At 44.8% G+C, this 13,358-nt stretch carries 9 protein-coding genes; 4 read left to right on the top strand and 5 right to left on the bottom strand.

The genetic code is table 11. From position 1 onward, the window contains the following. Nucleotides 1-260: 260 nt before the first annotated feature. Entirely contained in the window at nt 261-2,321 is a 2,061-nt protein-coding gene (locus tag CWO27_RS01205; protein WP_080967426.1) for a DEAD/DEAH box helicase, read from the bottom strand. A gap of 308 nt (nt 2,322-2,629) precedes the next feature. On the opposite strand from CWO27_RS01205, the gene rnb reads away from it, so the two are divergent. Both rnb and CWO27_RS01195 read left to right on the top strand, forming a co-directional pair. Beyond that, nucleotides 2,630-4,636 (top strand): exoribonuclease II, encoded by a 2,007-nt coding sequence (rnb, locus tag CWO27_RS01200; protein WP_107898402.1) that lies wholly within the window; start codon nt 2,630-2,632, stop codon nt 4,634-4,636. Between the two features lie 171 nt (nt 4,637-4,807). Then, on the top strand, nt 4,808-5,638 hold the full coding sequence (locus tag CWO27_RS01195; protein ID WP_107898401.1) for a helix-turn-helix domain-containing protein: 831 nt from the start codon (nt 4,808-4,810) through the stop codon (nt 5,636-5,638). A gap of 112 nt (nt 5,639-5,750) precedes the next feature. On the opposite strand, the gene CWO27_RS01190 is transcribed toward CWO27_RS01195, so the two are convergent. Further along, the gene (locus CWO27_RS01190) at nt 5,751-6,113 is read right to left on the bottom strand and encodes a DUF3024 domain-containing protein (protein ID WP_019826408.1); all 363 of its coding nucleotides are present in this window, start codon (nt 6,111-6,113) and stop codon (nt 5,751-5,753) included. 253 nt (nt 6,114-6,366) lie between these two features. On the opposite strand from CWO27_RS01190, the gene CWO27_RS01185 reads away from it, so the two are divergent. Then, the gene (locus tag CWO27_RS01185; RefSeq protein ID WP_102479266.1) at nt 6,367-7,182 is read left to right on the top strand and encodes a phosphate ABC transporter substrate-binding protein; all 816 of its coding nucleotides are present in this window, start codon (nt 6,367-6,369) and stop codon (nt 7,180-7,182) included. Nucleotides 7,183-7,273: 91 nt separating this feature from the next. Here CWO27_RS01185 and CWO27_RS01180 read toward each other — a convergent pair whose 3' ends face one another. The 3 genes from CWO27_RS01180 to CWO27_RS01170 all read right to left on the bottom strand — a co-directional run bounded on the left by CWO27_RS01180 (nt 7,274) and on the right by CWO27_RS01170 (nt 12,594). After that, nucleotides 7,274-7,960 carry a MaoC family dehydratase gene (locus CWO27_RS01180; protein WP_102433109.1) on the bottom strand — a complete coding sequence of 229 codons (687 nt, stop codon included), beginning with the start codon at nt 7,958-7,960 and terminating at the stop codon, nt 7,274-7,276. A 333-nt stretch (nt 7,961-8,293) separates the two neighbouring features. Beyond that, nucleotides 8,294-11,446: an efflux RND transporter permease subunit gene (locus CWO27_RS01175; RefSeq protein ID WP_048661149.1), complete on the bottom strand. Its 3,153-nt coding sequence runs from the start codon at nt 11,444-11,446 to the stop codon at nt 8,294-8,296. An 11-nt stretch (nt 11,447-11,457) separates the two neighbouring features. Next, a complete protein-coding gene (locus CWO27_RS01170) occupies nt 11,458-12,594 on the bottom strand; it encodes an efflux RND transporter periplasmic adaptor subunit (RefSeq protein ID WP_107898400.1) in 1,137 nt (378 codons plus the stop codon). Between the two features lie 259 nt (nt 12,595-12,853). Here CWO27_RS01170 and CWO27_RS01165 point away from each other — a divergent pair, with 259 nt between their 5' ends. Then, on the top strand, nt 12,854-13,297 hold the full coding sequence (locus CWO27_RS01165; protein ID WP_004737813.1) for a dCMP deaminase family protein: 444 nt from the start codon (nt 12,854-12,856) through the stop codon (nt 13,295-13,297). Nucleotides 13,298-13,358: the final 61 nt, after the last annotated feature.

The raw sequence follows: 13,358 nt of genomic DNA, 5'->3' as shown, positions 1-13,358 counted from the left end.
GCACAACCCTTCGAATAGATGCACTGTAACGTCGCTGAGATAGCCTTCACTCTTTGTTTTAGTATCTTGTAGCACGTTCTCGCTGTATAGACTTAGAACGCGATACAGCTAAGTTTAGGCGTGAATCTTAGTTGAAGTAAGCTGACTACATATATCGAGCCAACCAAAGCTTAAGTTCAAATAACAGGCACAAAAAAGCCGAGCATTACGCTCGGCTTTTAAATTCAGTGTCTAGACTAAGCGTCTAAGCGAAAGGTTGATTAACCTTCGTTGCGCTCTGGACGACGACCACGGTTACCACCGCCATTGCCGTTACCATGGCCACGTTCGCCACGGAAGTTACCACGGTGATCGCCACCACGGTTACGGTCGAAACGACGCTCGCCATCACGGCCGCCTTCACGGTTACCATCGCGTGCACCATCACGGTTGCCACGGTATCCACCACGACCGCCTTCACGGTTGCCACCTTCGCGGTTACCATCACGGTTACCACGGTAGCCGCCACCATCACGACCGCCACGACCGCCGCCACGGTTGCCATCACGACCGCCGCCGCCACGACGAGGCTCACGGAAGTCGTTGAAATCAACAACAACAGCGCCAGCTTCTTTTTGACGAATACGTAGTTTGCTTAGCTTACCCGCAGTTTCAGAGTTCATTGCTTTTGGCAGTTGAACGTAAGTAGAACCTTGGTCTAGCTTGATAGCACCGATAGAGCCTTTAGTTAGGCCAAGTTCGTTTGCTAGTGCGCCAACGATGTCTTTAACCTGAACGCCTTGCTCACGGCCAACTTGTAGTTGGTAAGTATCCCAATCTTGCGTATTGAAGTTGCGATCGCCACGACCATTTTCACGGTCTTCACGACGCTCTTTGCGACGGTTTTTGTCACGCTCAATAGCAGCGATCATTGGGTCTTCGCCAACGTAGAATAGTGGGCTCTTACCTTGCTGACGCTTAAGAAGCATTGCAGCTAGAGTAGCAGCATCAACTTCTAGAGACTCTTGAAGTGTAGAGATAAGACCTGCAAAGTTTTCTAGAGCTTTGCTTTCTTTCTCTGTTTCAAGTTCAGCGCCAAGCTTAGCAACACGTGCAGCAGCAACTTGGTCACGTAGAGGAAGTTGAATTTCTTCCATAGATGACTTAGTTACGCGCTCGATTGTACGAAGCATGCGAATTTGGTTAGTGCGAACTAGTAGGATCGCTTTACCTTTACGTCCAGCACGGCCAGTACGACCAATACGGTGGATGTAAGATTCAACATCGAATGGGATGTCGTAGTTAAATACGTGAGTGATACGTGGAACATCAAGACCACGTGCTACAACGTCAGTTGCAACTAGAATGTCGATAACACCTTGTTTGATGTGATCAACAGTGCGCTCACGTAGAGACTGAGGAATATCACCGTGCAGTGCAGCAGCTTTGAAGCCACGTGCAGATAGCCAATCAGCTAGACGCTCAGTGTCTTGACGCGTACGTACGAATACGATTGACGCGTCAGTTTCTTCAGTTTCTAGAAGACGAGACATTGCTTCGTCTTTTTCTACGCCTTTAACAACCCAGAAGTTCTGCGCTACTTTATCAACTGTGTGGTTAGTACCAGCAACGTCAACTTTAGCCGGGTTACGTAGGTAACGGTCAACAATAGTCTTAACCATTGGAGGCATAGTTGCAGAGAAAAGTACACGTTGTGCAGATTCTGGAGCTTGCTCTAGGATCCAAGTAACGTCATCTACGAAGCCCATTTTTAGCATTTCATCTGCTTCATCAAGAACAAATGTGTGTGCTTCATCTAGGTGTAGACGGTCACGAGTTAGTAAGTCTTTAACACGACCTGGAGTACCAACAACAATGTGAGCACCGCGGCTTAGAGCACGCATTTGGTCAACAATTGAAGCACCACCGTAGATTTCAATAACCTTAAGACCTTTGATATCACGGCCAAGGTTTTTGATTTCCGCAGCAACTTGGATCGCTAGCTCACGAGTAGGAGCCATGATGATTGCTTGTGGTTTGTGTTGGTTTAGGTTGATTTTGTTAAGTAAAGGCAGAGAGAATGCTGCTGTTTTACCAGTACCAGTCTGTGCTTTACCTAGTGCGTCACGGCCTTCAAGAAGAAGAGGAATAGCTGCTGCTTGGATTGGAGTCGGAGAAACGAAACCCATGCTATCAAGAGCTGAAAGAATGTTATCGTTTAGGGCTAATTCATTAAATTGAATTACAGATTCGGACATTGGGATCCCACTATATATAAGTAAACAAAAGGTCCCGGGAGCTCTATCAATTCCAATACTGATCCAATCAGATACTGATTCCATTCAGAGTTACGAAGCAGTAATAAAACACTTCAAGCCATTAGGGACGTCTAAGGGAGGCGGATTATTCCCTAAATGCATAAAAAAAGCCAGAAAAAATTGAAATACATCACATATTTTTCGGTTTTCTATCAATACTGGCTATCATATCGTCAAAACTTGATGGATATCTCGTCAAGGCAATAGAGTTCGACCAAATTGGTAGAGTTAAATAAGAGGGCAATTAATTTACGCTCACTTCGGCTTTAAGTAGTAATCGGGCCTCGCAATGATTATAGTGTGCTCAATTGTTCTCGTTAGATAAAAGTAAGATGTTTCAAGATAATCCTCTACTCGCTCAGCTCAAGCAGCAAATCCAAGAAACCCTCCCTAAAAAGGAAGGTACTATCAAAGCCACTGAAAAAGGTTTTGGTTTTCTCGAAGTTGATAGCAAAACAAGCTTCTTTATCCCGCCTCCGTACATGAAAAAATGTGTTCACGGTGACAAGGTGATTGCCATCATTCGCACCGAGAAAGAGCGCGAAGTAGCAGAGCCTGAGGAATTGGTTGAACAAGGTCTTACTCGCTTTATTGCGCGAGTTAAGCTTTTCAAAGGCCGATTGAACGTTGTTCCTGATCACCCGCAACTGAAAAAACTGCAACTTAAAGCGAAAGCAAAGAAGGGCCTAAACCCTGAAACGCTTAAAGAAGGTGACTGGGTTGTTGCTCATATCGTTCAACACCCATTAAAAGGTGACAATGGCTTCTTGGCTCAGATCTCTGAGAAAATCACAGACGCTGACGACAAGATTGCACCTTGGTGGGTAACGCTGGCACAAAACGACCTACCAAACAGTGAGCCTGAAGGTATCGACAACTGGCTAATCAACGATGACGCCGATCTTGAACGTGTAGACATGACGCACGTCCCTTTTGTGACTATCGATGGTGAAAGCACAAAAGATATGGACGATGCGCTTTACGCGAAGAAGAAAGAGAACGGTGATTTTGAACTGACTATCGCAATTGCTGATCCAACGGCTTACATCTCTCCAGATGATGCGATGGATAAAGTAGCACGCGAGCGCGGTTTCACTATCTACCTTCCTGGTCGTAACATCCCGATGTTGCCTCGTGATCTTGCTGACAACCTATGTTCACTGATCGAGAATGAAGTTCGTCCGGCACTTTGCTGCACAGTAACGGTATCTAAAGATGGCGTTATTGGTGATGACATTAACTTCTTCGCTGCGAACATCAAATCTCATGCTCGTCTTGCTTACGATAACGTATCAGACTGGCTAGAAACAGGTGCATCAGAGAAATGGCAACCATCAGAAGAGATTGCTGCGATTGTTTCTGACCTTCACCAATTCGCTCAAGCACGTTCAGCATGGCGCTCAGCAAACGCTGTTGTATTCCCAGATCGCCCTGACTACCGCTTTGAACTTAGCGAAGATAACGATGTTGTCGCTATCCACGCTGACATGCGTCGTAGCGCAAACAAACTGGTTGAAGAATCAATGATCAGCGCGAACATCTGTGCGGGCCGAGTACTCAAAGAAAGCTTCAACCAAGGTGTGTTTAACTGCCACTCTGGTTTCAAGGCTGAGAAAGTATCTGACGTTCTTGAACTGGTAAACCCGCAAGCGGAAATACCGTTCACTGAAGAGCAAATCGTTTCTCTAGAAGGTTTTGCTACTCTGCGTCGTTGGTTGGGCTCTTTAGACAACAGCTACTACGACAACCGTATTCGTAAATTCCAAGCGTACAGCGAGATCAGCAATGAGCCAGCACCACACTACGCGATGGGTTTAGATATTTACGCAACTTGGACTTCTCCAATTCGTAAATACGGCGACATGATTAACCACCGTATGCTAAAAGCGCACATCCTAGGTAAAGCGCCAATTCAAACACCAGATGAAACCATTGGTGATGAACTTGCCCTACACCGCCGTCACCACGGTATGGCTGAGCGTAATGTTGGCGATTGGTTGTATGCTCGTACTCTAGCGAATGCTCCAGCGGAAGAAACTCGCTTCCAAGCAGAGATCTTCGATATTAACCGTGCAGGTATGCGTGTACGTTTACTTGAAAATGGTGCTGCTGCATTTATCCCTGGTTCTCTCATTCTTGATAATAAAGAAAGAATAGAGTGCAACGGAGATATGGGTACTGTATCTATCGATAAAGAAATGGTATACAAACTGGGAGACGTTTTAGAAGTAGTTCTCTCCGAAGTTAATCAGGAAAACCGCAACTTAGTAGCAAAACCTACTCAAGTATTTGCGGACTTGCCTAGCGAGCCTGAAACGACAAACGAAACTGAAGCTTAAAACCTTGAAAGGTTAGGCTTGTAAGGTTAGAGCTTTCAAGGTTAAAAGCTTCAAAGGTTCACTTCTAAAGGCGCTAATTATTAGCGCCTTTTTTGTAAATGTCTCATGCTTAAACAATACTTAAAAAAACAATCAATAAGCAATCAATTTACAACGTCAAAGAAGCGCACTATGTCATCAATTACAGTTACTCAATTCAGAAACTTCATTCCCAGGAGACGAGAACGTTATCCTGCCTCTAAAAACGGTATCTTCATGGTATCGAAGGGCAGCATTTCGTTCGTGCTACCCAATGGCACTGAAGCCTCGTTACAAGCGGGCGATTTCACACTTTACAATTCTGGTCAGATTAAAGACATCACAGTTAACACTGAAAATGGCGAATTTAGCGCAACCTGCTTAGATTTCGATTTGGCTATTTTTCAGAAGTTTATCAACCAATTCAGCGATCTAGAATCCACAAGAATTCCAGACAAGTACATAAAGTTCAATCAAACCGACACCGAGATCTGCCAGTTGAAAGAGCTCATCATGTCGCTTGTTAGTTCTTCGCCCCAGAATGACTACGCACTCACTCAACTTGGCTTAGGATTGTTGTCGCTAATGGTAGAACAACATCCAGCTCTATTAGTCATTATTGCTCGAGCTTCTAGATTAACCGTGACACAAAAGGTCATTCATTACATCGAACAAAACATCGAAAATAATATCTCTTTAGATACACTAGCCAGTTATATGGGAATGTCACCCGCAACGCTTAAACGCCGCTTATCTGCTGAAGACTTATCGTTCTCAAACCTTCTGAAAATAAAGCGTATTGCTCATGCGGCTACACAGCTAAGAACCTCGAGCAAGTCGATCACTCAAATAGCCTATGAATCCGGTTTTAAAAGTGCTGCTCACTTTAGTACTGCCTTCAAAACTTATCATGGTAAGACACCAAAGGACTTCCGTTCGTTAATTGCACAAGCTCAACAACAAATCATAAAACCGGAAGTTTGAAGTAAATAGATTGATGTGATGTGTGAACTGGTAGCTGATGCAAGCTATTTGGCTTTGAGGCTAAGCTGTTTAGCTTTGGGAGCACGCCACCAGCAACGTAAAAACTGAGTGACTATGACCAGAAATACGATTTAGGGTCTTTTTCTATCTCAGCCAAGATAGCATCAAGATCCTTTGATTTAGGCAGGTAGGGATACGGCCCCCAATTTACAGAGTCGGTTTCAACATCACCTTCAAGTGGCACCATCACTAACCAACAAGATAACGACTCATCAAAAGTCACGCAGGCAATCTCGTTTGTATAATCGCTATGAGATGAGTCGAGCAGATAATGCGCCTGAGAAAACAGCACACCACCCTCACACTCTTCATATAGGGATTTGCCTAGCTCGACAGGTAAACTGCGATTTCGAGATGTACAGAGCCTCTCAGCCCCAATTAAAAGACGATTCAGTTCGATATGAATGACGGACATAACACCCCTTGTAACTTCATAGAAACTTCTAAGTAGTGAATTCCTCTACTTAGCTTAGGACTCAACAAACATTTTAGCGAACAAGCGCAAACAAAATACCCGCCCAGCTCCCAGAAACGAATCCTGCTTTCGTAAACCCAGAAAACTCTCACTCATCAAGCTAACAGCTATAAATCAAGCGTATAGAATTTCACAAAAGTGTCATATAACCGACCTATCATATGCGGCAAATGTTATTAACTAGGAGTTGTTTATGTTACGAGTCGCGCTTGCCTCTCTTTTATCCTTAGCCCTGTCTTCTCATGCTGCTTTTGCACAAGAAACCACTATTTCGGGCTCCACTTCAGTATCACGAGTGATGGATGTATTAGCTGAGGAGTACAACAAGACTCACCCTGATAACTACATTGCCGTTCAGGGCATTGGTTCTACCGCGGGTATTACCATGGTTAATAAAGGTGTCTCTGATATCGGTATGAGCTCACGTTATTTGACCGACCGCGAACAGAACGACAAGCTGAAAGTGTTCCCGATTGCTTTTGATGGCCTAGCTGTTGTAACTAACCGCTCAAACGCTGTAAGCAACGTTACACGCGAACAGCTATTCGACATCTACAAAGGTAAAATCACTAACTGGAAAACTGTGGGCGGCGCAGATCAGCCTATTGCAGTGGTGACTCGCGAAGCGTCTTCAGGTTCACGCTACAGCTTCGAAAGCTTGCTTGGTTTAACAAAGATCATTAACGACCGTTTAGTGTCTGACATCAACCCAAATAACTTGGTTGTAAACAGCAATAGTATGGTTAAAACGATAGTTAACCATAACCCGCACGCGATTGGTTTTATCTCTGTTGGTTCGATCGACCGTTCTATCAAGGCCATCACTTTTGAAGGTGTAGAGCCGACATCTAAGAACATCGCAAACCACAGCTATGAACTGGCTCGCCCATTCTTATTGCTGCATAAGACAGACTCTGTTTCTGACGAGAGCAAAGACTTCATCAAGTTCGTGAAATCCAAACAAGGCCAAGACCTTATTGAGGAATACGGCTACACTCGCATTAAGTAAGTGAGATAGTTTTATCTAATGTAAACAAAAAGAGAGAGCACTATGCTCTCTCTTTTTTTGAATCTTTATAAATCGCTTCTTTACAAACCACTTAGAAGTGAAGTTGAATCACCGAAACGATAACAGCACCAGGACGGCGAATACCTTCGATTTCTACGCGGATTTCGCGCTCTATCTCTAGGCCTTTCTTGATTGGCGTTACTTTTGTTAGCGTACTTTTAGCACGAACGTTACTGCCCGATTTTACAGGATATGGAAAGCGTACTTGGTTAAGACCAATGTTTACAACCATCTTCGCTGTTGGGAATTGAGACTTGTCAGGATCAACGCTGTCAGTCAATCGAGGAAGCAGAGATAAAGTCAAAAAACCATGTGCGATGGTTGTTTTGAACGGAGAGTCTATTTCCGCTTTTTCAGGCTCGGTGTGGATCCACTGCATATCTTCAGTCACAAGGCCGAACTGGTTGATACGGTCTTGACTTACATTGATCCAGTCGCCAGTATGGATGACTTCACCGATCTGCTGATTAAGCTCATCAAACACAAGTTGTGCTTCTGGCTTAAGTACGATCGGTTGCTCCACCGGCATCTCTGGTGCATCTTCATTGACAGCAGGTTTGTGGTGATCACGAACCCACGCAAAGAAATGGCTATTTTGCGTGCGATTAAGAAAGTCGCCCCAGTAATCTCTAAGAGCTGGAGACATCCATTGCATAAACTCTGAGTGTTGCGAAGACACGCTATCGCCTCGGTGTTTAAATAAATCAATGACTTTCATAAGAACCTCAATGCACAAAAAATTTCAATATAACTTCGTAATTTTGAAACACTTCACACTATTGTGCAAATGTTTTCGAGCATACACCCGTTAGCTGAACCTTTCTATTTTTAGAATAAACAGACACTTACCAATAAAACATCATTTTATTACAAAACCCAAATTAGAGTGTTAGCTCCATCACATAATAAATATTTGCTTATATAAAAAGCGTTTTTATTCATAAGTGGAATAAAAAAGGCTTAGCGCAATGCTAAGCCTCAGTTTTTATAAGGAATTAATTTTCCGAAGGTTGGTCTTGTAAGGGATTAACCCTACAGGACGATCAGTTCCCTACTCATCATCAAGCGGGACCAACTTGGTATTACCGCCGTGTGCTTTCTCACGTTTACGCTGAACGAATGCGTAGAAGCCAGGGATTAAGAACGTACCCGCCAGTAACACACATAACAGGCCGCCAATCAGTGAAATACCCAGAGAGTTCTGACTCACATGACCTGCGCCCGCAGCGAAGATAAGCGGGAAAATACCCAAGATGAACGACCAAGACGTCATGTTCACAGCACGGAAACGTAGCGTACCGCCCTTCACTGCCGCATCTTCTATTGGTGCGTCTTTCTCTTCACGCTCAACTTTCGCGAATTCTACAATCAAGATTGCGTTCTTCGCGGCCAAGGCTATCAAGAGAACTAAACCAATCTGTGCATATAGGTTCAGCGGTGTGCCTGTTAGGTTCAACGCCAAGAAGGAACCTAAGGTTGCGACCGGTACTACTAAGATAATCGCAATCGGTATGGTCCAACTCTCGTATTGAGCCACCATGAACAAGTAGATGAAGATCAGTGCCAATGCGAACGCGAAGATCGCTTGGTTACCTGCGAGTACTTCTTGGTAAGCCATGCCGGTCCATTCGTACTGGTAGCCCTGAGGCAGCACGTCAGCCGCGACACGTTCCATTGCCGCAATCGCATCACCACTTGAGTAACCCGGCGCAGGTTGGCCTTGGATCACTGCACTGCGGTACATGTTGTAACGCCATGCTACATCTGGTTCGAAGATCTGATCGTAAGTCACTAATGTACTTAACGGGATCATCTCACCATTAGACGAACGCACGTGGAATCGTTGGAGATCATCCATGCTGCTACGGTGTTCACTGTCTGCTTGCATGGTTACGCGGAAGTTCTTACCAAACATGGTGAAATCATTCACGTACAACGAACCAAGGTTGCCTTGTAGTGTTTGGAAGATTTCCGACAACGGAATTCCAAGTTGTTGCGCTTTCTCACGATCAATGTCGACATAGTAGTGCGGCACATTTGCACGGAAGGTACTGAATGTGTGTGAAATCTCAGGCTGCTTGGTCGCCTCTGCAATCACGTCATTCATAACCATCGCTAGGTCAGTACGGCTACGGCCTAATGTATCTTCGAGAACAAACTCAAAACCAGACGCTGCACCCATACCCGGAACTGCTGGAGGTCCCATTGCAAATACAATCGCTTGAGGCAGTTCTGTTGCTGCTCGACCATTAATACGCTGAGAAATAGCTTGCGCCGAATGCTGACCGTCCAGTGCGTTACGCATATCCCAATCGTGGAGTTTGATGAACATCGACGCACCATTCGATGCAGAAGCGCCAGTCATGAATGCGTAGCCGTTGACCAGCGTCACGCCATCAACACCCGGCTCTTGCTCAACCATCTCTAATAATTGCTTAGTCACATCCTCGGTACGAGACAGTGATGCCGCATCAGGAAGCTGCACATTGACCAGCAAGATGCCCTTATCTTCTTGAGGTACAAACGCCGTAGAGGTGGTTTTCGCGAAGTAAGTTACCGCTGCTAGTGCCACAACAAAGAAGGTAAATAGTAGAACGCCCTTTTTCACAAGGAAGCCTGCAATTTGACCGTATTTGTTGGTTACTGATTCAAGACCACGGTTAAACGCTTGGTACCAACGTGCTGTGTTACCACCGCCCTGTTTAAGAACCAGTGAACACAATGCTGGTGACAACGTTAGTGCGTTAATCGAAGAGATAACAACTGCGATACAAATAGTCAGGGCGAACTGACGATACATGATGCCGGTAATACCTGGCAGCATCGCTACTGGGATGAATACCGCAAGTAGAACCAAGGTAGACGTAACGATCGGACCGGTTACTTCTTTCATCGCGATAAGCGTGGCTTTACGCGGTGAAATCGTTGGATCTTTGGCCATCGTGGTATCAACGTTCTCGATAACCAAGATCGCATCATCTACTACAATACCAATCGCCAATATCAAACCGAACAAGGTTACCGTATTGATGGTAAAACCCGTCATCTGCATGATGGCAAACGTACCGATCAAAGATACTGGAATCGCGACTACAGGAATCAAGGTTGCACGTGCACTACCCAAGAACAAGTAGGTAACTGCGATAACCAGCAAAATAGCTTCGATTAGCGTTTTTACTACGCCTTTGATCGACTCTGCAACGAAGAGTGTGGTGTCATAACTCGCTTCATAAGCAACGCCTTCAGGGAAGTTCTTGCTTAGGTTGTCGAGCATCGCCATGACCGCTTTACCACTTTCCAGCGCGTTAGCGTCTGACTGAAGTGACAGCGTTACGATTGAAGCGTCTTGACCACGGTATTTGCCATTACCATCGTAGAACTTTTTACCAAGCTCAACACGTGCAATGTCTTTTAGGTAAACCGTTGAACCGTCTTGATTTGCACGAAGCACAACATTTTCAAACTCATCAGCCGTTTCTAGTCGACCTTTTGTTACCAAGTTGAACTGTACCTCTTGTGCGTCGTTATAAGGTGCTGCTCCAATACGACCTGCAGCAACTTGAACGTTCTGCTCCGCCAACGCGCGATTCACGTCAGAGGTGGTTATATTCAGGTTAGCCATTTTCTCGGGATCTAACCAAACACGCATCGCGTATTCACCACCACCCAAAACGTTAACTTCACTAATGCCCTTTACACGAGCCAATTGGTCTTTAATGTTTAAGTTCACGTAGTTGATCAGGAATTGATCGTCGTACTCACCGTTTGGCGAATAGAAGTTCAATACCATCAAAAGGTCAGGTGAGCGCTTTTTAACGGTGACGCCCACCATTCTAACTTCCTGAGGAAGCTTTGATTCGATTTGAGCAACTCGGTTCTGAACGTTGACCTGAGCCATATCTGGATCAGTTCCAACATCAAAGGTCACATTAAGGTTGTAGGAACCATCATTAGCACTCTTAGAAGACATGTAAATCATATCTTCAACGCCGTTAACCGACGTTTCTATGGGGTCGGCTATCGCCTGCTCTACTACTTCAGCACTTGCACCAGTATAGAACGCGGTAACACTAACAGAAGGCGGACTAATTTTTGGATATTCCGCCACTGGCAAGATAGCGAGAGAGATAGCCCCCGCCAGCGTTAAAATTATGGATATTACAAGGGCAAACTTAGGCCTTTGAATAAAGAAACGACTCAACATAAATAAGCCCCTTACTCAGCTTGTTCAGCAGTAGGTTGAATGCGAACAGACATACCATTACGCACACGCTGTAAGCCTTGAGTGATAACTGCGTCATCCTTCTCTAGTCCAGAGTGAACAATCACACCACCTTCAACTTGTCTACCCATCTCGATGTTTCTACGCTCAGCGACAGGCGCACTCTCGCCTTCAATCAAAACCATCACAAAGTCACCTTCAAGGTCAGTTTGAACCGCGCGGCGCGGGATAGTCACAACATCAATAGATTGCTTCTCTCTTAGGTCCACACGAACGTGCTGGCCCGGAAGTAGTTGCTGATCTGGATTATCGGCAATCGCACGCATTGCGATTGTGCCTGTATTAAGATTGATTCGGTTACCTAAGAAATCCAGTTGGCCTAGGTGTTCGAATGCTTCACCATTCTCAAGCATGATCTGAACTTCAACACGATCAGAATCACTGCTGCCGTCACCTTCAATGCGGTCCATACCTAACTCAATACGCTCACGCTCACTGATACTAAACGACGCATGGATTGGGTCTAGGCTAACCAAAGTTGTCAACACACCTGAAGACGGTGAAACTAGGTCACCTTTACTTACTTTCGTGTCACTGATTCTTCCAGAGAAAGGCGCGATGATTTTGGTATGAGAAAGCTGAACATTCGCGGCATTTAGCTGTGCTTGGCTTGCTTCAAGCTGTGCTTGCGAACCTAATAAGTTTGCCGTCAATGCATCAAACTCCGACTGCGAAATACTGCCCTTTGGAAGCAGGTTCTTACCGCGGTTAAAATCAAGTTCGGCTTTTTTAAGGTTGGCATTCGCTTGAGCAACAGCCGCTTTCGCGCTTGCTACTTCTGCTTCAAATGAAGATGGTTCAATGGAGTAAAGTAACTGGCCCTTTTCGACCATTTGACCTTCATTGAAATGACGGCTTTGTAAATAGCCTGAAACTTGCGCTGTGATAGCCGTGTCTTCAACGGCTTCAATACGACCGATGTACGACTTACTTTGTTGGTGAGAAACAACGCTAACATCCTGTACAGCTACGAGAGGTAAAGGCGCTTGCTTAGTATTTTGAGCATCTTGCCCACATCCAGCAAGAATAAGAGAGCTTGCAAGAGCCGTAAGGATTAACTTTTTACGCATGGTTATACCGTCACTTATGAGAAATTGAACAGCATAAAAGTTACGTAACACAATTGCTTCAAATGTCCGAGGAATATCAATTATAACTCGCAAAAGTGTATCAATATGTTAATTGAAACCAAGTGCTTATAAAGTCATTACAAACACGCTACAATTCCTAAGTAAATCAATCTCTCAGCTTTTGTTCTCTATGGATATTGTCTAACATAATGTATTGTCAGACAGATAAGCATTCACATTTAATTGTTAAGGAATTCTCATGATTTCAAAATGGGCTAAACGTTTCTATCAAATGGCGGAATTGGTCGGTTCTTGGAGTAAAGATCCTTCAACTCAAGTCGGCGCCGTAATCACTAAGCACAACCGTATTGTTTCCGTTGGTTTTAATGGCTACCCACATGGCGTGTCTGATAGTGCGGATACTGATGACAGAGAAATGAAGTACCTCAAGACGCTTCACGCTGAAGAAAATGCAATTTTATTCGCCAAGCGTGATTTGGACAGTTGTGAAATCTGGGTAACTCACTTCCCTTGTCCAAACTGCGCAGCGAAAATCATCCAAACCGGTATTTCTGCGGTTCACTGCCCAGAGCAAAGTGAAGACTTCCTTTCTCGCTGGGGCGACAAAATTAAAGTTAGCCAAGATATGTTTGAGCAAGCGGGTGTACAAGTGGATTGGTTACCACTCGCTGATCTAGACTAATCTCAGAAATAGATAACAAGAACAAAAAAGCCGAGAGTCGATATTATCGCTCTCGGCTTTC

This window comes from Vibrio sp. 10N.286.51.C3 (genome assembly GCF_003050065.1).
In the GTDB taxonomy this organism is placed as follows: Bacteria; Pseudomonadota; Gammaproteobacteria; order Enterobacterales; family Vibrionaceae; genus Vibrio; species Vibrio crassostreae.
This window is presented reverse-complemented; position numbering and strand designations above follow the sequence as displayed.

Coding starts and splice junctions, on each gene's coding strand:
- CWO27_RS01205 (WP_080967426.1), bottom strand. CDS start 2,321: ATGGAATCAGTATCTGATTGGATCAGTATTGGAATTGATAGAGCTCCC.
- CWO27_RS01170 (WP_107898400.1), bottom strand. CDS start 12,594: ATGCGTAAAAAGTTAATCCTTACGGCTCTTGCAAGCTCTCTTATTCTT.
- CWO27_RS01190 (WP_019826408.1), bottom strand. CDS start 6,113: ATGTCCGTCATTCATATCGAACTGAATCGTCTTTTAATTGGGGCTGAG.
- CWO27_RS01195 (WP_107898401.1), top strand. CDS start 4,808: ATGTCATCAATTACAGTTACTCAATTCAGAAACTTCATTCCCAGGAGA.
- rnb (WP_107898402.1), top strand. CDS start 2,630: ATGTTTCAAGATAATCCTCTACTCGCTCAGCTCAAGCAGCAAATCCAA.
- CWO27_RS01175 (WP_048661149.1), bottom strand. CDS start 11,446: ATGTTGAGTCGTTTCTTTATTCAAAGGCCTAAGTTTGCCCTTGTAATA.
- CWO27_RS01185 (WP_102479266.1), top strand. CDS start 6,367: ATGTTACGAGTCGCGCTTGCCTCTCTTTTATCCTTAGCCCTGTCTTCT.
- CWO27_RS01180 (WP_102433109.1), bottom strand. CDS start 7,960: ATGAAAGTCATTGATTTATTTAAACACCGAGGCGATAGCGTGTCTTCG.
- CWO27_RS01165 (WP_004737813.1), top strand. CDS start 12,854: ATGATTTCAAAATGGGCTAAACGTTTCTATCAAATGGCGGAATTGGTC.